The sequence below is a fragment of the Streptomyces sp. NPDC058880 genome (assembly GCF_042742535.1).
In the GTDB taxonomy this organism is placed as follows: Bacteria; Actinomycetota; Actinomycetes; order Streptomycetales; family Streptomycetaceae; genus Streptomyces.
Genome location: NZ_JBHYMC010000022.1, coordinates 86,331 through 105,069, shown reverse-complemented (window position 1 = coordinate 105,069; position 18,739 = coordinate 86,331). Strand labels below are relative to the sequence as shown.

General features: G+C 69.8%; 15 protein-coding genes. 8 read left to right on the top strand and 7 right to left on the bottom strand.

The window, feature by feature from the left end:
- Window positions 1-18 precede the first annotated feature (18 nt).
- The 3 genes from ACFW2G_RS15830 to dusB all read right to left on the bottom strand — a co-directional run bounded on the left by ACFW2G_RS15830 (window position 19) and on the right by dusB (window position 5,633).
- A complete protein-coding gene (locus ACFW2G_RS15830) occupies window positions 19-1,017 on the bottom strand; it encodes a helix-turn-helix domain-containing protein (protein ID WP_384456404.1) in 999 nt (332 codons plus the stop codon).
- Window positions 1,018-1,405: 388 nt separating this feature from the next.
- Entirely contained in the window at window positions 1,406-4,126 is a 2,721-nt protein-coding gene (gene ppdK, locus ACFW2G_RS15825) for a pyruvate, phosphate dikinase (RefSeq protein ID WP_037923884.1), read from the bottom strand.
- Between the two features lie 364 nt (window positions 4,127-4,490).
- Window positions 4,491-5,633: a tRNA dihydrouridine synthase DusB gene (dusB, locus tag ACFW2G_RS15820; protein WP_037923881.1), complete on the bottom strand. Its 1,143-nt coding sequence runs from the start codon at window positions 5,631-5,633 to the stop codon at window positions 4,491-4,493.
- A gap of 51 nt (window positions 5,634-5,684) precedes the next feature.
- Between dusB and ACFW2G_RS15815 the strand changes: the two genes are divergently transcribed.
- From ACFW2G_RS15815 to ACFW2G_RS15800, 4 genes are all read left to right on the top strand, one after another.
- On the top strand, window positions 5,685-7,133 hold the full coding sequence (locus tag ACFW2G_RS15815; protein WP_384456400.1) for an MFS transporter: 1,449 nt from the start codon (window positions 5,685-5,687) through the stop codon (window positions 7,131-7,133).
- Window positions 7,134-7,571: 438 nt separating this feature from the next.
- Entirely contained in the window at window positions 7,572-8,624 is a 1,053-nt protein-coding gene (locus ACFW2G_RS15810; RefSeq protein WP_052030877.1) for an aldo/keto reductase, read from the top strand.
- A 21-nt stretch (window positions 8,625-8,645) separates the two neighbouring features.
- Window positions 8,646-9,239 carry a TetR family transcriptional regulator gene (locus tag ACFW2G_RS15805; protein ID WP_384582269.1) on the top strand — a complete coding sequence of 198 codons (594 nt, stop codon included), beginning with the start codon at window positions 8,646-8,648 and terminating at the stop codon, window positions 9,237-9,239.
- Window positions 9,240-9,373: 134 nt separating this feature from the next.
- Entirely contained in the window at window positions 9,374-10,108 is a 735-nt protein-coding gene (locus tag ACFW2G_RS15800) for a VC0807 family protein (RefSeq protein ID WP_384582267.1), read from the top strand.
- 77 nt (window positions 10,109-10,185) lie between these two features.
- On the opposite strand, the gene ACFW2G_RS15795 is transcribed toward ACFW2G_RS15800, so the two are convergent.
- Entirely contained in the window at window positions 10,186-11,568 is a 1,383-nt protein-coding gene (locus tag ACFW2G_RS15795) for a glycine--tRNA ligase (RefSeq protein ID WP_384451108.1), read from the bottom strand.
- Window positions 11,569-11,724: 156 nt separating this feature from the next.
- Here ACFW2G_RS15795 and ACFW2G_RS15790 point away from each other — a divergent pair, with 156 nt between their 5' ends.
- The 4 genes from ACFW2G_RS15790 to ACFW2G_RS15775 are packed head-to-tail and all read left to right on the top strand — an operon-like array spanning window position 11,725 to window position 14,875.
- The gene (locus ACFW2G_RS15790) at window positions 11,725-12,726 is read left to right on the top strand and encodes a metal ABC transporter substrate-binding protein (RefSeq protein ID WP_037923871.1); all 1,002 of its coding nucleotides are present in this window, start codon (window positions 11,725-11,727) and stop codon (window positions 12,724-12,726) included.
- The gene (locus ACFW2G_RS15785) at window positions 12,726-13,544 is read left to right on the top strand and encodes a metal ABC transporter ATP-binding protein (RefSeq protein ID WP_370466537.1); all 819 of its coding nucleotides are present in this window, start codon (window positions 12,726-12,728) and stop codon (window positions 13,542-13,544) included. The genes ACFW2G_RS15790 and ACFW2G_RS15785 overlap by 1 nt, the downstream gene beginning before the upstream one ends.
- Complete coding sequence (locus ACFW2G_RS15780; RefSeq protein ID WP_037923866.1) at window positions 13,544-14,407, top strand: metal ABC transporter permease; 864 nt, start codon at window positions 13,544-13,546, stop codon at window positions 14,405-14,407. The genes ACFW2G_RS15785 and ACFW2G_RS15780 overlap by 1 nt, the downstream gene beginning before the upstream one ends.
- Before the next feature lie 42 nt (window positions 14,408-14,449).
- Complete coding sequence (locus ACFW2G_RS15775; protein ID WP_037923863.1) at window positions 14,450-14,875, top strand: Fur family transcriptional regulator; 426 nt, start codon at window positions 14,450-14,452, stop codon at window positions 14,873-14,875.
- A gap of 163 nt (window positions 14,876-15,038) precedes the next feature.
- Here ACFW2G_RS15775 and ACFW2G_RS15770 read toward each other — a convergent pair whose 3' ends face one another.
- The 3 genes from ACFW2G_RS15770 to ACFW2G_RS15760 form a co-directional block, all read right to left on the bottom strand.
- Window positions 15,039-15,866: an isoprenyl transferase gene (locus tag ACFW2G_RS15770; protein WP_384582265.1), complete on the bottom strand. Its 828-nt coding sequence runs from the start codon at window positions 15,864-15,866 to the stop codon at window positions 15,039-15,041.
- A gap of 11 nt (window positions 15,867-15,877) precedes the next feature.
- On the bottom strand, window positions 15,878-16,624 hold the full coding sequence (gene recO / locus ACFW2G_RS15765; RefSeq protein WP_037923857.1) for a DNA repair protein RecO: 747 nt from the start codon (window positions 16,622-16,624) through the stop codon (window positions 15,878-15,880).
- Window positions 16,625-16,727: 103 nt separating this feature from the next.
- Window positions 16,728-18,323, bottom strand: a complete 1,596-nt coding sequence (locus tag ACFW2G_RS15760) for a nucleobase:cation symporter-2 family protein (RefSeq protein ID WP_384584034.1) — start codon at window positions 18,321-18,323, stop codon at window positions 16,728-16,730.
- Between the last annotated feature and the right edge of the window lie 416 nt (window positions 18,324-18,739).

The window sequence follows — 18,739 nt, the reverse complement described above, 5'->3', positions numbered from 1 at the left end:
GCCGGGGTGCGGCCGCGTTCACGACGCCACGGCGCCGCCCTTGAGGAGTGCGGCTCCCAGCGGGGTCACGGTGTGCAGGACCGCATTGCCGCGACGCAGGGTGGTCACCAGGCCCGCCTCGCGCATCACGCAGGCGTGCTGGCTCGCGGAGGCCAGTGAGACCCCTGCCCGGCGGGCCAGCTCGCTGGTGGTCGCACCGTCCCCTATGGCCCTCAGCACGACCGAGCGGGTGTGCCCGACCAGCTTGCCCAGGGTGCGCTGGCGCTGCTCCTCCACGGGGCGTGCCACCTCGCCGCTGCCCGGCGCGGAGGCCAGCTGCGCGGCCGCCGGGTAGACGAGCACCGGCGGCAGTTCGGGGTCGTGCAGGGTGACTGCGGTGCGCCGGCAGAAGAAGGAGGGCTGGAGGAGCAGCCCGCGCCCGCGCAGCCGTACGTCGCGGTCCACCGGGTAGTCGCACTCCAGCACCGGGGCCTGCCAGCGCAGCATGGGCGGCAGCGAGGCCAGCAGCTCGTCGGCGCCGCCGTCGAGCAACGCGCGGCCGCGTGCCGCCCGTTCGGCTTCTATCTGGGCCTGTATGTGGGTCCAGTACGGCTCCACGGCCGCCCGATGGTAGGCGCGCAGCTCGCCCATCAGCCTCGGGAGCTGCTGGGTGCCGCCCTCCATGAAGTCCCGCAGCCGTGGTGTCACGGGCGCTCCGGCTCCCAGCAGCTGGAGCTCGCGGCGCATCCGCTCGGGGCGGATCCCGCGCAACGCGTCGAGGCCCACGTCCCACCCGTACTGCCCCTCCACAGGGGTCAGGAAATCGGGGAAATAACCGCGACTCGGTATGAGCATACCGAGCGTGCGTGTTTCACTATTCAACCTGCTCCGGGTTTCCGTACGCCATTCACCGAACAACCGGGCATCGCGCCGGTCTCTTAAGCGGTGAAAGCTGAGAATCGTTTCCCACAACGCATCGGGACGCCCTGCCATCCGTACGCGTGCCAGGTCCACTCCAGTGAAATGGATACGCAGCACCGAACCCCCACCTGTGCAACCGCAATCCCCCCGCCCCATGAGTATGCACGCAGTCACACGTGGTCACCACGCCCTTTCGGCCACAGTTGAAACCCCTTTCGGCAGGGGCGTGACAACCGAAATGCTGTACTCCGCCGGGCACACTCCGGTGCGACCGAAACGCTCCGCGAAGGCCGTGGGGGGCTTTGCGGGGCCTGGCGGTCGGTCGCACCGGGAAGCGCCGACGTGCCCGGCAGAATGACAGCGGCGGTGGACGGGTGGGGATCCGTCCACCGCCTGCTGGCGTAAAGGTTTGTTGAACAACAAAACTGAGGCGCGCCCGCCCCCGGGCAGTCAGGGAACCCGGGGACAGGCGCGGTTCATGGGGCCCCGGCGCGGGGCCGGAGGGTCAGCGGCTGTCGCTGCCCTTCGCCTCGGCGGCGGCACGGCCGGCCTCCAGGCGCGCCACCGGAATCCGGAAGGGCGAGCAGGAGACGTAGTCGAGGCCGACCTCGTGGAAGAAGTGGACGGACTCGGGGTCACCGCCGTGCTCGCCGCAGACGCCGAGCTTGAGGTCGGGACGGGTGGCCCGGCCCTGCTTGACCGCGTGACGCACGAGGGAGCCGACGCCGTCCTTGTCGATGGTCTCGAAGGGCGAGACCCCGAAGATGCCCTTCTCCAGGTACGCGGTGAAGAAGCTGGCCTCGACGTCGTCGCGGGAGAAGCCCCACACCGTCTGGGTCAGGTCGTTCGTGCCGAAGGAGAAGAACTGCGCCGCCTCGGCGATCTGGGCGGCCGTCAGGGCGGCGCGGGGCAGCTCGATCATGGTGCCGATGGAGAGCTTGAGGGTGGTGCCGGTGGCGGCCTCGACCTCGGCGATGACCGCGTCGGCCTCCTCGCGGACGATCTCCAGCTCCTGGACGGTGCCCACGAGCGGGATCATGATCTCGACGCGGGGGTCGCCCTTGGCGTTCTTACGCTCGGCCGCGGCCTCGGCGATGGCCCGGACCTGCATGGCGAACAGGCCGGGGATGACCAGGCCCAGGCGGACGCCGCGCAGGCCCAGCATCGGGTTCTGCTCGTGCAGCTTGTGGACGGCCTGGAGCAGGCGCAGGTCGTTCTCGTTGGCGTCCTTGCGGGACTCGGCGAGAGCGACGCGCACCGACAGCTCGGTGATGTCGGGCAGGAACTCGTGCAGCGGCGGGTCGAGCAGGCGGACGGTGACGGGCAGGCCGTCCATCGCCTCGAAGAGCTCGATGAAGTCCTTCTTCTGGAGCGGCAGGAGGGCACTGAGTGCCTCGTCGCGCTCGCCGTCGGTGTCGGCGAGGATCAGGCGCTCGACCATCTCGCGGCGTTCACCGAGGAACATGTGCTCGGTGCGGCACAGGCCGATGCCCTGGGCGCCGAAGCGGCGGGCGCGCAGCGCGTCCTCGGCGTTGTCGGCGTTGGCGCGGACCCGCAGGCGGCGGACTCGGTCCGCGTACGCCATGATCCGGTGCACGGCGGCGACGAGCTCGTCGGCGTCGTCGGCGCCGGCGTGCATGCGGCCCTCGAAGTACTCGACGACCGGGGACGGCACGACGGGTACCTCACCGAGGTAGACCTTGCCGGTGGAGCCGTCGATGGAGACGACGTCGCCCTCTTCGATGACCGTCTCGCCGACCGTCATGCGGCGGCGCTTGGTGTCGACGTCGAGCTCCTCGGCGCCGCAGACGCACGTCTTGCCCATGCCGCGGGCGACGACGGCCGCGTGGGAGGTCTTGCCGCCGCGCGAGGTGAGGATGCCCTCGGAGGCGATCATGCCGTCGAGGTCGTCGGGGTTGGTCTCGCGGCGGATCAGGATGACCTTCTCGCCGGAGCGGGACCACTTGACGGCCGTGTAGGAGTCGAAGACGGCCTTGCCGACCGCCGCGCCCGGGGAGGCGGCGATGCCGCGGCCGAGCAAGGTGGTCCCCTTCTTGCCGCCGGCCCCCTCGTCGAAGCGCGGGAACATCAGCTGGGCCAGCTGGTGTCCGCTGACGCGCTGGAGGGCCTCGGCCTCGTCGATCAGGCCCTGGTCCACGAGCTGGGTGGCGATGCGGAAGGCGGCCCCGGCGGTGCGCTTGCCGACACGGGTCTGGAGCATCCACAGCTGGCCGCGCTCGATGGTGAACTCGATGTCGCAGAGGTCCTTGTAGTGCGTCTCCAGCGTCGTCATGATCGTCATGAGCTGGTCGTACGAGGCCTTGTCGATGGCCTCCAGGTCCGCGAGCGGCACGGTGTTGCGGATGCCCGCGACGACGTCCTCGCCCTGGGCGTTCTGCAGGTAGTCGCCGTAGACGCCCGCGTGGCCGCTGGCGGGGTCGCGGGTGAAGGCGACGCCGGTGCCGGAGTCCGGGCCCAGGTTGCCGAAGACCATGGAGCAGACGTTGACCGCGGTGCCCAGGTCGCTCGGGATGCGCTCCTGGCGGCGGTAGAGCTTGGCGCGGTCGGTGTTCCACGAATTGAAGACGGCCTCGACGGCGAGGTCCATCTGCTCGCGGGCGTCCTGCGGGAACTCGCGGCCGGCCTCCTTCGCCACGATCTTCTTGAAGGCCTTGACGAGCTTCTTGAGGTCGGCGGCGTCGAGGTCGGTGTCGACGGTGACCTTCTTGGCGGCCTTGGCCTCGTCGAGGGCGTCCTCGAAGAGCTCGCCCTCGACGCCGAGGACGGTCTTGCCGAACATCTGGATCAGGCGGCGGTAGGAGTCCCACGCGAAGCGCTCGTCACCGGCTTGGGCGGCGAGGCCGGCGACCGACTCGTCGGAGAGGCCGATGTTCAGGACGGTGTCCATCATGCCGGGCATGGAGAACTTGGCGCCGGAGCGTACCGAGACCAGCAGCGGGTCGTCCGACTGCCCGAGCTTCTTGCCCATCTTCGACTCGAGGGCGGCAAGGTGGGCGCTGACCTCGTCGCGCAGCGCGGCCGGGGCCGAGCCGCTCTCGAGGTAGACCTTGCAGGCCTCGGTGGTGATGGTGAAGCCGGGAGGGACCGGCAGCCCCAGGTTGGTCATCTCGGCGAGGTTGGCTCCCTTGCCGCCGAGAAGGTCCTTGAGGTCCCGGTTGCCCTCGGTGAAGTCGTAGACGAACTTCTGATCTTTGTTTTCCGACACGGGTCTCGACTCCTCGAGGCTCGGTGGCTGCCCTGACGGCCAGGAACATACCCAGATCGAAGGCTTCTGGGTACGTCCACTTGGCCGTCATACGGCTGTAACCACCCGTGCGCCAGCAGATCGAAAGTAACTCAAGGGTAACCAGAAAGTACGAAGAGCGTTCAGATCCCGAAGAGTGAAGGGACCCCTGAGGCCTATTCACGCTCGGATGAGCGATCATCGATACATTTGCGTTCAACTCTTGAACACACAAAGGGTGGCACCCAGTGCCACCCTTTGAAAGTCTTACCCGTGACTTACGTGCTCATCTGAGCGAAACCCCTCCCATGCGTGGCGTATATCACGCACCACGGAGGGCGATTTGTCAGCCTCCGGAGGTGTCCAGTTCGGCGTCCTCACTCACGCCCGCGCAGTCGTACGGGTCCTTCAGCCAGCCGTCCGGCAGGACAACTCGGTTGTTTCCGGACGTCCGGCCGCGCGGGCCGTCGGCACTCTCCGGCCACGCCTGATCCAGATCGAGCTCGCTCAGATGAGCGTTCAGCTCGGCCAGCGACGAGGTCACCGCGAGCTTCTTGCGCATCTCGGACCCGACCGAGAAGCCCTTTAGGTACCAGGCGACGTGCTTACGGAAGTCGATCACGCCACGCGTCTCGTCCCCGATCCACTCCCCCAGCAGCTGGGCGTGCCGGTGCATGGTCTGCGCGACCTCGCGCAGCGCCGGCCGATGGAAGTCCTCGGGTCGCCCCTCGAAGGCCGCCACCAGGTCGTTGAACAGCCACGGCCGCCCCAGGCAGCCGCGGCCCACGACCACGCCGTCGCAACCGGTCTCGCGGACCATGCGCAGCGCGTCCTCGGCGCACCAGATGTCGCCGTTGCCGAGGACCGGTATCTCCGGGACGTGCTCCTTGAGCCGCGCGATGGCGTCCCAGTCGGCGGTGCCGCCGTAGTGCTGCGCGGTGGTCCGCCCGTGCAGGGCGATGGCCGTGACCCCCTCCTCGACGGCGATGCGGCCGGCGTCGAGGTAGGTGAGGTGGTCGTCGTCGATGCCCTTGCGCATCTTCATGGTCACCGGCAGGTCGCCGGCCCCGGCGACGGCCTCGCGCAGGATCGCGCGCAGCAGGTGGCGCTTGTACGGCAGCGCCGAGCCGCCACCCTTCCGGGTGACCTTGGGGACCGGGCAGCCGAAGTTGAGGTCGATGTGGTCGGCGCGGTCCTCTTCGACGATCATGCGGACGGCTTTGCCGACCGTCACCGGGTCGACCCCGTACAGCTGAATCGACCGGGGCTTCTCGGTCTCGTCGAAGTGGATCAGCTGCATGGTCTTCTCGTTGCGCTCGACCAGGGCGCGGGTGGTGATCATCTCGCTCACGAACAGGCCCTTGCCGCCCGAGAACTCCCGGCAGAGGGTGCGGAACGGGGCGTTGGTGATGCCGGCCATGGGTGCGAGCACCACGGGGGGCTGCACGGTGTGCGGGCCGATCGCGAGGGGCGGGGGGAGCGTGGTCATCCGCCCATTGTCCCGCATGCCGAGGGGGTCGTGCGGACGTAGCATCGGCGCATGATCGAGCCGAGTCACCGGCAGCGCAGGATCGTCCTGGCGATCTGCTGCATGAGCCTGCTCATCGTCAGCCTCGACAACACCGTGCTCAACGTCGCCCTCCCGTCGATGCGCCGCGAGCTCGACGCCTCGGTCGCGGGACTGCAGTGGACCATCGACGCGTACACGCTCGTCCTGGCCTCGCTGCTGATGCTCGCGGGCTCCACGGCCGACCGGATCGGCCGCCGCAAAGTGTTCGTCGCCGGTTTGCTCGCCTTCGGTCTCGGCTCGCTGCTGTGCTCCCTCGCCCCGAGCCTCGACTGGCTGATCGTCTTCCGGATGGTGCAGGCGATCGGCGGTGCGATGCTCAACCCGGTCGCGATGTCGATCATCACCAACACCTTCACGGATCCGGCCGAGCGAGCCCGGGCCATCGGGGTGTGGGGCGCGGTCGGTGGCGTCTCCATGGCGGCCGGCCCCCTGATCGGCGGAGTGCTGGTGGACTCCGTGGGCTGGCGCTCGATCTTCCTGATCAACCTGCCGATCGGCCTGGCGGCGCTCGTACTGACCCTGCGCCACATCCCCGAGTCGCGGGCGGCCCGGCCGCGCCGTCCCGACCCGCTGGGCCAGGTGCTGGTGATCGCGCTGCTCGGCAGTCTGACGTACGGAATCATCGAGGCGCCCGCCGCCGGCTGGCGCTCGCCGCTGATCATGGGCTGCGCGGTGGTGGCCGCCGCGTCCTTCGTCGGGCTGCTGGTGCACGAGCCCAGGCGCACGGAGCCGTTGATCGACCTCCGGTTCTTCCGGAGCGCTCCGTTCAGCGGCTCGACGATCATCGCGATCAGTGCCTTCGCGGGGCTGGCCGGCTTCCTCTTCCTCAACACCCTCTACCTGCAGGACGTACGGGGGCTCAGCGCCCTGCACGCCGGGCTGTACATGCTGCCGATGGCCGGGCTGACCGTGCTGTTCGCTCCCCTGGCTGGACGGCTGGTGGGCAGCCGGGGGCCGCGGATCTGCCTGCTGATCGCCGGAGTGGCGATGGCGTCGAGCGGCCTGCTGTTCGCCCTGTTCGAGGCCGAGACGTCCAACCCGCTCCTGTTCACCGGATACGTGCTGTTCGGACTCGGCTTCGGCATGGTGAACGCGCCGATCACCAATACCGCGGTGTCCGGGATGCCGCGGTCCCAGGCGGGTGTCGCGGCCGCCATCGCCTCCACCAGTCGGCAGACGGGCGGCACGCTGGGGGTCGCGATCATCGGCTCGGTCCTGGCGGCCGGACTCGCGGGCGGCGCCGACTTCTCCGGGGCGGCCCAGCCGGCCTGGTGGATCATCACGCTGTGCGGGCTGCTCGTCCTCGTCGTAGGCGCGGCGACCAGCGGGAGCTGGGCACGGGCGACGGCGGAACGCACGGCCCGCACCCTGGAGGGCTCCGCCGAGCCCGCGGCGGCCGTGGGGTCTCCGCGCGGCTGAGGCCCGAGGGCTGCCCCGGCACGGGCGACGCGGGGAGGCGGCCGCCCCGGGCGGACGCGCGCCGCGGTCGAAGTCCTCGTTCGAGGCGCCGCCCGGCCCCGAGGGGGCTCGGGGGCGCGTCCCTTGAGCCTGCGGGCTCGCCGACACGCCGTCCGGGCCTCGTCGAGGGCGGAGGCGGTGTCACGCCCGGGACGCCGCTCCGGTCGGAGTGACGCCCACGTTCCACCCACCTCGGGCCCGCCTCGCGGCGACGGCCTCTGAGGGGCAAGGGTCGGCGTCCGTTCGGCAGGGCCTTCGCCCGCCAGGTCGTCCGCGACCGGGGCGAGCACGCTCGGGCCGCCCCGGTCAGCGGGCGATCGCCGGCGGTCCTGCACGCCCACCCGACCCCAACGGGTGACAGATATTGAAATCTGTCACCCGTCATGCCATTCTCGTTCCATGACGAAGAACGAGAGCACCGACACGACCACCGCCCCCGCTTCCCGGCGCCTGGGCACCACCGGCCCGTCCGTCTTCCCTCTCGGGCTGGGCTGCATGGGGATGTCCGCCCTCTACGGAGAGGCCGACCGCGCCGAGTCCATCGCGACCATCCACGCGTACCTGGAAGCCGCCCCCGAAGGCACCGACACGCTGCTCGACACCGGCGACTTCTACGGCATGGGCCACAATGAACTGCTGATCCACGAAGCCCTGCGGACAGCTCCGACCGCGGCCCGCGACCGGGCGCTCACCAGCGTCAAGTTCGGCGCGCTGCGCACGGTCGAAGGCGGCTTCACCGGTTACGACGGCCGCCCCGAGGCCGTCAGGAACTTCCTCGCCTACTCGCTCCAGCGGCTCGGCCGGGACCACATCGACGTCTACCGGATCGCCCGCGTGGACCCGGACGTCCCCATCGAGGAGACCGTCGGAGCCATCGCCGAAGCCGTCCAGGCCGGGCACGTGCGCCACATCGGTCTCTCGGAGGTCGGCGCCGACACCCTGCGGCGAGCCGCGGCCGTGGCCCCGATCTCCGACCTCCAGATCGAGTACTCCCTGGTCTCCCGCGGGATCGAGGCGGAGATCCTCCCGGCCGCGCGCGAGCTCGGCATCGGCATCACGGCATACGGCGTGCTGTCGCGCGGCCTGATCAGCGGCCACTTCACCCGCGACCGCGCCCTGGCCCCCGGCGACTTCCGCGGGATGAGTCCCCGCTTCCAGGGCGAGAACCTCCACCGGAACCTGGACCTTGTCGACGCCTTGCGCAAGGTCGCCGAGGACAAGGGCGTGAGCGTCGCCCAGACCGCCATCGCCTGGGTGCTCTCGCGCGGTGCGGACATAGTGCCGCTGGTCGGGGCCCGGCGCCGGGACCGCCTCGGCGAGGCACTGGGTGCCATGGACGTCACCCTCAGCCCTGCCGACCTGGCCGCCATCGAGGAGGCGGTGCCCGTGGGCGCGGTGGCGGGCGAGAGGTATCCGGCGGCGCAGATGGCCCACCTCGACAGCGAGCACTGAGCTGGCGGTACGGTCGTACCCATGCCACCCGCTGCCGCCGAGCCCCTCACCCCCGAGCGCATCCTCGAGACCACCGAGGAGGTGCTGCGCCGTTTCGGCCCGGCCAAGGCGACCGTGGTGGACGTGGCGCGGGCCCTGGGCGTCAGCCACGGCAGCGTCTACCGGCACTTCCCCTCGAAGGCCGCGCTGCGCGAGGCGGTCACCGACCGCTGGCTCGCCAAGAGCGTCGTCATGCTGGAAGAGATCACCGCGGCTCCGGCCGGGAGCGCACCCTCGAAGCTGGAGGCGTGGCTGGAGGCGCTGTTCGAGGCCAAGCGGCACAAGGCGGGCGGCGATCCCGAGCTGTTCGCCACGTACACGGTCCTCCTCGCCGAGAACAGCGGGACGGTGGAAGACCATCTGACCCAGCTGATCGGCCAGTTGACCCGGATCATCGCCCAGGGCGTCGCCGACGGTTCGCTCGCGGCCCCCGACGTACCGGCCGCGGCCCGTGCGGTCTTCGACGCGACCGGCCGTTTCCACGACCCGCAGTACGCGGCCGAGTGGTTCTCCCCCACCATCGTCGCGGAGTTCGAGGCGGTCACCGCGCTGGTGATCCGGGGCCTGCGCGCCTGAGGCGGGCCGGGATCATCCCGATCAGGCCGCCTCGCTCGGCTTTGTGATCATTTTGGACACGGCGCGCTTGTTTGAGTGCAGTCAAGATTCATACGGTTCCCCTACCGACCCATCAGGCACTTCACGGGGGAACCATGTCCACGCAAGAAGTTCAAACGGAGCGGCCCGAGCCTCCGGCACGCAAGGGCGGCGCGGCCGCCCTTGGCTGGATCCTGACCATTGGGCTCAACGTGGTCGCGCCGATCATCACCTACAACCAGCTGCGCGACCACGGCTGGAGCGAGTTCGCAGCGCTCCTGCTCAGCGGCGCGTGGCCCGTGGTCGACAGTGCGATCAGCCTGGCCTGGCGCCGCAAGCTCGACGAGTTCGCCGTCGTCACCCTGGTCTTCCTGGTGATCACGGCGGTGGTCTCGCTGACCGGCGCGCACTCGGCCCGCGCTCTGCTGATCAAGGACTCCGGGGTGACCGGGCTGTTCGGCCTGCTCTGCCTGGCCACCCTGCTCGCGCCCCGGCCCCTGATGTTCTACTTCGGGCGCACGTTCGCCACCGACGGCACTCCCGCGAGCACGGCCTGGTGGAATGACCTGTGGCAGTACGAGGGCTTCCGTCGGACGATGATCGTGATGACCACCGTCTGGGGCGTGGCCTACCTGTTCGAGGCAGGGGTGCGGATCGCCCTGGCCTATCTCCTGGACACCGACACGATGGTCGTGGTCAGCCCGATCATGATCTACACGGTTCTGGGCTGTCTGGCCGTGTGGACCGCGCTGTACGGCAAGCGTTCACGGGCCGAGGGCGAGAGGCGGGCCGCCGCCGCGGCCCAGGCCGCTGCCGGGGCGTCGGCCGGCACCGGGACCGCCTCGGCCTGACCGCGGCCGGCACGACAACGACCGGTGGCCCGGTGCGCGCTGTGCGCACCGGGCCACCGGTCGTCGTACGGCGCTCGTCAGCAGCCGAGCAGACGGCTGCCCAGGTAGGCCTGGATCTGGTCCAGGGAGACGCGCTCCTGCTTCATGGTGTCGCGCTCGCGCACGGTCACCGCGTTGTCGTCCAGGGTGTCGAAGTCGACGGTGACGCAGAACGGCGTGCCGATCTCGTCCTGGCGGCGGTAGCGGCGGCCGATGGCACCCGCGTCGTCGAACTCGATGTTCCAGAACTTGCGCAGGTCGGCGGCGAGGCCCTTGGCCTTCGGCGACAGCTGCGCGTTGCGGGACAGCGGCAGGACGGCGACCTTGATCGGGGCCAGGCGCGGGTCGAGGCGCATCACGGTGCGCTTTTCCATGACGCCCTTGGCGTTGGGGGCCTCGTCCTCGTTGTAGGCGTCGAGCATGAAGGCGAGCATGGCGCGGTTGACACCGGCCGCCGGCTCGATCACGTACGGGGTGTAGTGCTCACCGGCCTCCTGGTCGAAGAAGCGGAGGTCCTGGCCGGAGGCCGCGGAGTGCGCCTTGAGGTCGTAGTCGGTGCGGTTGGCGACGCCCTCCAGCTCGGAGAACTCGCTGCCGCCGAAGTTGAAGCGGTACTCGATGTCGGCGGTGCGCTTCGAGTAGTGGGACAGCTTCTCCTTCGGGTGCTCGTACCAGCGGATGTTCTCCTCGCGGATGCCGAGGTCGCGGTACCAGTTCCACCGCTCCTGCATCCAGTACTCCTGCCACTGCTCGTCCTCGCCGGGCTTGACGAAGAACTCCATCTCCATCTGCTCGAACTCGCGGGTGCGGAAGATGAAGTTGCCCGGGGTGATCTCGTTGCGGAAGGACTTGCCCATCTGCGCGATGCCGAACGGCGGCTTCTTGCGCGAGGTGACCTGGACCTGGGCGAACTGCGTGAAGATGCCCTGGGCGGTCTCGGGGCGCAGGTACGCCTTGGAGCCGGTGTCCTGGGTCGGGCCGAGGTGGGTCTCCAGCATGCCGGAGAACTGCTTGGGCTCGGTGAACTGGCCCTTCACACCGCAGTTGGGGCAGTTGACGTCGGCCAGGCCGTTGGCGGGGAGGCGGCCGTGCTTGGCCTCGTACGCCTCTTCCAGGTGGTCGGCGCGGTGGCGCTTGTGGCAGGAGGTGCACTCGGTCAGCGGGTCCGAGAAGGTCGCGACGTGGCCGGAGGCCACCCAGACCTCGGGGGCCAGGATCACGGACGAGTCGAGACCGACGACGTCCTCACGCCCGGTGACCATCGCCTTCCACCACTGGCGCTTGATGTTCTCCTTGAGCTCGACACCCAGCGGACCGTAATCCCAGGCGGCCTTGGAGCCGCCGTAGATCTCACTGCACGGGAAAACGAAGCCACGGCGCTTGCTCAGGCTGACGATGGTGTCGATCTTGTCGGCGGCCACGGTGCTCTCTTCATTACGAGGACGAACGGCGAAGCCCTTAGGTTACCGGCGCCCGCACCCCCCCTTTCAAATCGGTTCCCCTTCCCTGCCTGGCCACCCGCCCCATCCCACCTGGGTTTTTGACAATCGTTTCCATCTTTGATGAAAATGGATGTCATGAACGTACGACGCCTCATACCCACCGCCGCCCTCGCCGGCGCCGTCGCCCTCGGCGCCACGGCCCTGACCGCCTGTTCCGGAGCGGGGGCCGCCGGCGGCGAGGACGGCAGGCTCGGCGTGACGGCGTCGTTCTACCCGCTCCAGTTCCTCGCCGAGCAGATCGGCAAGGACCACGTGAAGGTCGACGGCCTGACCAAGCCCGGCGTCGAGCCGCACGACCTGGAGATCACCCCCCGGCAGACCGCGCAGCTCGGCGAGGCCGACGTGGTCCTCTACCTCAAGAACCTGCAGCCCGCCGTCGACAAGGCCGTCGCCCAGTCCGGCGTGAAGAACGTCGTCGACGCCGCCACCCTCACCACGCTGGAGACCCACGGCACCGAGCCGGGCCACGGCGAGGAGGGCCACGCCCACCAGGAGGGCGACGAGCACGCCGAGGACCACGCAGGCGAGCACGAGGGCCACGACCACGGCGGCAGCGGCACCGACCCGCACGTCTGGCTCGACCCGGTCAAGTACGCGGAGATCGCCAAGGGCGTTGGCGCAGCCCTGGAGAAGGCCGACCCCGGCCACGCGGCGGACTACCGGAAGAACACCGACGAACTGGTCGGCAAGCTCGGCGCGCTGGACACCGAGTTCCGGGACGGCCTGAAGAACACGGCCTCCCGCACCTTCATCACCACCCACTCCGCCTTCGGCTACCTCGCCGAGCGCTACGGCCTCGACCAGGAGGGCATCGCCGGCGTCGACCCCGAGTCCGAGCCCAGCCCGGCCCGGATGAAGGATCTTCAGGCCGTCGCGAAGAAGGACAATGTCACCACCGTGTTCTTCGAGACGCTGGCCAGCGACAAGACGGCGAAGACCCTCGCGACGGACACCGGCCTGAAGACCGACGTCCTCGACCCGATCGAGGGCATCACCGAGAAGTCCCAGGGCGCCGACTACTTCGAGGTCATGCGGTCCAACCTGAAGAACCTCCAGAAGGCACTCGGAGCCAAGTGATGACAGCAGCAACGGAGGCACGAGCCATGCAGTCCCCGCTCCGGCCGGCCGACGATCGGCCCGTCATATCCCTGCGCGGGGCCAAGGCCTCGCTCGGCTCGCGCCCCGTGCTGCGCGGAATCGACCTCGCCGTCCACCGCGGCGAGGTCGTCGCCCTGCTCGGCGCCAACGGCTCCGGCAAGTCCACCGCGGTCCGCGCCGTGGTCGGCCAGGTCCCGCTCACCGACGGCTCCCTCAGCCTCTTCGGCACGGACTTCAAGCGCTTCCGCGACTGGTCGCGCATCGGGTACGTCCCGCAGCGCACCACCGCCGCCGGCGGCGTCCCGGCCACCGTGCGCGAGGTCGTCTCCTCCGGCCGGCTCGCCCGCACCCGCTTCGGCCTCCTGCGCAAGGCCGACCGGGCCGCCATCGAGCACGCCCTGGCCCTGGTCGGCATGGACGCGCACGCCGACGTCTCGGTGGACGCCCTCTCCGGCGGCCAGCACCAGCGCGTCCTCATAGCCCGGGCACTCGCCGTCGAACCCGAACTGTTGATCATGGACGAGCCGATGGCCGGCGTGGACCTCGCCAACCAGGAGGTCCTGGCGAACGCGCTGCGTGCCCAGGTCGCGGCGGGGTCCACCGTCCTGCTGGTCCTGCACGAGCTGGGCCCGCTGGAGCCCCTGATCGACCGCGCCGTCGTCCTGCGCGACGGCTGCGTCGTCCACGACGGCCCGCCGCCGGAGGCCGTGGGCCAGCACGCCCTGCCCGGCCACGACCACGTACACCCTCACGCGGCGCACGACGCCGAGCCCCTGCGGACGGGACTGCTGAGCTGATGGACATCCTCGACTACGCCTTCATGCAGCGAGCGCTGATCGCGGCCGCCCTGGTCGGCATCACGGCCCCCGCCATCGGCACGTACCTCGTCCAGCGCCGCCAGGCGCTCATGGGCGACGGCCTCGGCCACGTCGCCATGACCGGTGTCGCCCTCGGCTTCGTGCTCCAGACCAGCCCGGTCTGGATGGCCACCCTCGTCGCCGTCGTCGGCGCCGTCGGCATGGAGCTGATCCGCGCCCGCGGCAGGACCAGCGGGGACGTCGCCCTCGCCATGCTCTTCTACGGCGGCCTCGCCGGCGGCGTCATGATCATCAATCTCGGCGGCGGCCAGACGGCCAGCCTCCTGGGCTCCATGTTCGGCTCGATCACCACGGTCGCCGCCGAGGACGTGACCGCGATGGCGCTCCTCGCCGCCTTCGTCCTCGCCGTCGCCATCGGCCTGCGCAGGCAACTCTTCGCCGTCTGTCAGGACGAGGAGTTCGCCCGGGTCACCGGGCTGCCCGTGCGCGCCCTGAACCTGCTGATCGCGGTCACCGCCGCGGTCACCGTCACCGTCGCCATGCGCATCGTCGGCCTGCTGCTGGTCAGCGCGATGCTCGTGATCCCGGTCGCCGCCGCCCAGCGGCTGACGCGCAGCTTCGCCACCACGCTGGGACTGGCCATGGCCATCAGCGTGACCGTCTCCCTGACCGGCACCGCAGCCACCTACTACATCAACGTGCCCTCGGGCGCGACGATCGTGCTGCTCGCGATCGGCGTCTTCATGGTGCTGACCGCCCTCTCCGCTCCGCTCGCCCGCCGGCGGGCCAGAGCCGCACTGGCGGCCGAAGAGGTCTGCACGCGCGACGATGTGAAGGTCTAGCGGGCTGGCACAATGGCCGCAGGCCTACACGAGGAGGAACCGGTGGCGACTGCGCCTGGCGAGACGAATACCGCGCCAGTACGAGGACGATCCACCCGCCAGCGGGCCGCAGTGGCGGCGGCGCTGGACGAGGTGGACGAGTTCCGCAGCGCCCAGGAACTCCACGACATGCTCAAGCACCGTGGCGACTCCGTGGGCCTGACCACCGTCTACCGCACTCTGCAGTCCCTGGCGGACGCAGGCGAGGTCGACGTCCTGCGCACCAGCGACGGCGAGTCCGTCTACCGCCGCTGCTCCACCGGTGATCACCATCACCACCTCGTCTGCCGCAAGTGCGGCAAGGCCGTCGAGGTGGAGGGCCCGGCGGTGGAGAAGTGGGCGGAGTCCATCGCCGCCGAACACGGCTACGTGAACGTCGCCCACACGGTGGAGATCTTCGGCACCTGCGCCGACTGCGCCAAGGCCTGAGCTCCGGCGCCAGCGGCCAGGACGCTGCCGGCCCGGACCCGCGGCCGACAGCTGGTGCCGCCGACCCGGCGGACCCCGCCGCCGCGCCGAAGCCGTTCCTCGATCCCGATACGGCGGATCCCCGCCCGTGGTGTCCGCGAGCGGGGATCCGGGGCGCAGGGTGTCAGGAAGCCGTGCCCGGGCCGTCGGGCTGGTTGGGCACGGCGCCGCCGAAGCGGCGGTCGCGCTGGGCGTACTCCAGGCACGCCGCCCAGAGGTTGCGCCGGTCGAAGTCCGGCCACAGCACGTCCTGGAACACCATCTCGGCGTAAGCGCTCTGCCAGATCAGGTAGTTGGACGTGCGCTGTTCGCCACTCGGGCGCAGGAACAGGTCCACGTCCGGCATGTCCGGGTAGTAGATGTACTTGGCGAAGGTCTTCTCGTTGACCTTCGCCGGGTCCAGTTTGCCGGCCGCCACGTCACGCGCGATGGCCTGCGCGGCGTCGGCGATCTCCGCGCGGCCGCCGTAGTTCACGCAGAAGTACAGGGTCATGGCGTCGTTGTCGACGGTCTGCTCCTGCGCGACCTGGAGCTCCTGGACGACCGACTTCCACATCTTCGGCATACGGCCCACCCAGCGGATGCGGATGCCCAGCTCGTTCATCTCGTCGCGGCGACGGCGGATGACGTCGCGGTTGAAGTTCATCAGGAAGCGGACCTCGTCGGGCGAGCGCTTCCAGTTCTCCGTCGAGAAGGCGTACAGGGAGAGGTTCTTGACGCCCATCTCCAGGCAGCCCTTGAGCACGTCGAGCACGACGCCCTCACCGACCTTGTGCCCCTCGGTGCGGGGCAGGCCGCGCTCCTTGGCCCAGCGGCCATTGCCGTCCATGACGACCGCGACGTGGTTCGGGATCAGCTCGCCGGGGATCTTCGGCGGGACCGCACCGGAGGGGTGCGGCTCGGGAATCTTGTACTCCCGGCGAGAGCGTCCCAGAATCCCGCGTCGTGCCATGTGCCCAGCTCCTATTTCTCGACGTATCGCAGGGAGCGTAGCCCGCGCTCCAGATGCCAGTGCAAATAGGCGGAGACCAGCCCACTACCCTCCCGCACGTGACGCGCCTCACACGCGTCGGCATGCCCCCAGTCGCCCGTCAGCAGGGCGCTGAGCAGGGCGATGGCCTCCGACGAGGGTACGACGCTTCCTGGCACCCGGCAGTCCCCACAGACGACCCCGCCGGCCGCGACGGAGAAGTGCCGGTTGGGGCCGTGGATCCCGCACTTCGCGCAGTCCTCGAAACTGGGCGCGTAGCCGTTGACGGCGAGCGAGCGCAGCAGGAAGGCGTCCAGGACGAGGTTCGGTTCGTGTTCGCCGCGCGAGAGCGTGCGCAGGGCCCCCACCAGCAGCAGGTACTGCTGCACCGAGGGCTCGCCCTCGTTCTCGGTGAACCGCTCGGCGGTCTCCAGCATGGCGGTGCCGGCGGTGTAGCGGGCGTAGTCGGTGACGATGCCGTTGCCGTACGGGGCGATGATCTCGGTCTGGGTGCAGAGCGGGAGGCTGCGGCCGACCAGTTCACTGCCCCGGGCGAAGAACTGCACGTCGGCATGGGAGAAAGGTTCCAGCCGGGCGCCGAACTTGGACTTCGTGCGGCGCACCCCGCGGGCCACGGCCCGCACCCTTCCGTGCCCCCGGGTCAGCAGCGTGATGATGCGGTCCGCCTCACCCAGCTTCTGGGTGCGCAGCACGATGCCGTCGTCGCGGAACAGACTCATGCGCCCATTGTCCCGTACGGGGACCGGGCGGCGGGGCCCGGCACAGCGCCGACCCCTCGCCCGGACCGGGGTCCGGGCGAGGGGTCGGCACCCCTTGGGAGGGTCAGGGAGCGGACGGGGACGGCGAGGGGTCGGCGTCGTCCGCCTTCTCGGCCGCGGCGGCTGCGGCTGCCGGGGCCGCCGGGGCGGCGGCCTGGGCCGGCACCGCCGCGGGAACGTCGGCGGGGACATCGGCGGGGACCTTGGCGGCAACCTCGTCGGCCGCGGCGCCGGTGCCGGGCGCCGTGTCGGCCGCGGCCTCGGCGAGGGCCACGGCCCCGGCGGCCGGGACGTCGTGGGCGTTGTCCTTCGCCAGGCCGTTGAAGACGAGGTTGAGCACGATCGCGGCCGTGGCGCCGAGCGTGACACCGCTGTTGAGCAGCGAGGAGAGGTCCGCGTCCATGTGCTGGGTGAAGAAGACCGGCACGGTCGCGGGGAGCAGGGCGAAGGCGAGGGAGACGCCCACGATCAGCGCGTTCTTCTCCTCCTTGAGGTCCACCTTGGCCAGCGTCTGAATGCCGGCCAAGGCGACCATGGCGAACATGACGGTCGCGGCGCCGCCGAGGACGCCGTGCGGGACGGAGGCCACGATCGCGGCGGCCTTGGGCAGCAGACCCAGGATGATCATGAAGACACCGGCGGCGACGACCACGAACCGACTCTTCACCTTGGTCATCCGCACCAGGCCGACGTTCTCGGCGAAGGCGACGTACGGGAAGGAGTTGAGGACACCACCGAGGGCGGTGGCGGCGCCGTCGGCGCGCAGGGCGCGGGCCACGGTCTCGCTGTCGACCTCCTTGCCGACGATGTCGCCGACGGCGTAGGTGTCGCCGGTCGTCTCGACCATGGTGATCAGCATGACGATGAGCATCAGGACGATCGGGAACCACTCGAACTTCGGGACACCGAAGTGGAAGGGGGTGGTGACACCGATCCAGTCGGACGTGCCCACGTCGCCGAACTTCGCGTCGCCCAGGAGGAAGGCGACGCCGGTGCCGGCCACCAGGCCGAGCAGGATCGCGATGCTGGAGAGGAACGGCCTGCCGAGCTTCATCAGGATCAGGATGAAGAGCATCGTGCCGCCGGCGTAGGCGAAGTTCTTCGGCTCGCCGAAGTCCGGGCTGCCGAGACCGCCGGCCGCGTCGTTGAGGCCGACCGGGATCAGGACGATGCCCAGAACGGTGATCACCGTACCGGTGACGACGGGCGGGAAGAGCCGCATGACCATGCGGAACGCCTTGGCGGGCAGCCAGGCGAAGGCGAAGGTCGCGATACCGGCGGTGATGACCGCGCCGTAGATGACCAGCAGGGCGGCCGTTCCACCGCCCGCACCGAGGCCGATGGCGATCATCGGGGACACGGCGGTGAAGGTAACGCCCTGGATCAGCGGCAGCCGCGCGCCGATCCGGCCGATGCCCCAGGCCTGGATGATCGACGCGATGCCACAGGTGAAGAGGTCCGCGTTGATCAGGTAGACCAGCTGTTCAGGGCTCAGCTTGAGCGCGCTGCCCACGATGATCGGGACGATCACCGCGCCGGCGTAGAAGGCGAGTACATGCTGGAAGCCGTACAGCGCGAGCTTGGGGACGGGGAGCACCTCGTCGACCGGGTGCGTGCTCTGCTTTCCTTCGGTGGAAAGCCGGGCGGCGACACGTGCCATCTCAGCCTTGCCCTTCAAGGTAGGTAAGTGAGAGGAGATCTGGTTATCCCTGGGCGAAGTGGGTCGTTAACCCGTTGGTTCGCCAGGGTTTTCAGTACGTTCACGTGGGTCGAAGTCCCGCTGTGCGGGGCGGCGGCTTCTCGGCGTGTGACCGGAATTGAACGCCTGTGGGTGGCCTCACAGATATCGTCGACTTCTACAAACTGTTGACCCTCATCGCCTCCAGATCTGTAGATTTCTCCAGTGGTGGAGGAGTGGCCGCAGGGGTATGAGCCAAGCCTCCCGGGCGACGCCTTCTCCCTTACGCGACCGCGAAGCACACGGGCATTGAGCTGCCACGACATGCTTCACAAGTCTTCGCGTAAGCAAAAAAGAAGGGCCCGTTCCGCCACCCTCACGGGCGGCCCGAACGGGCC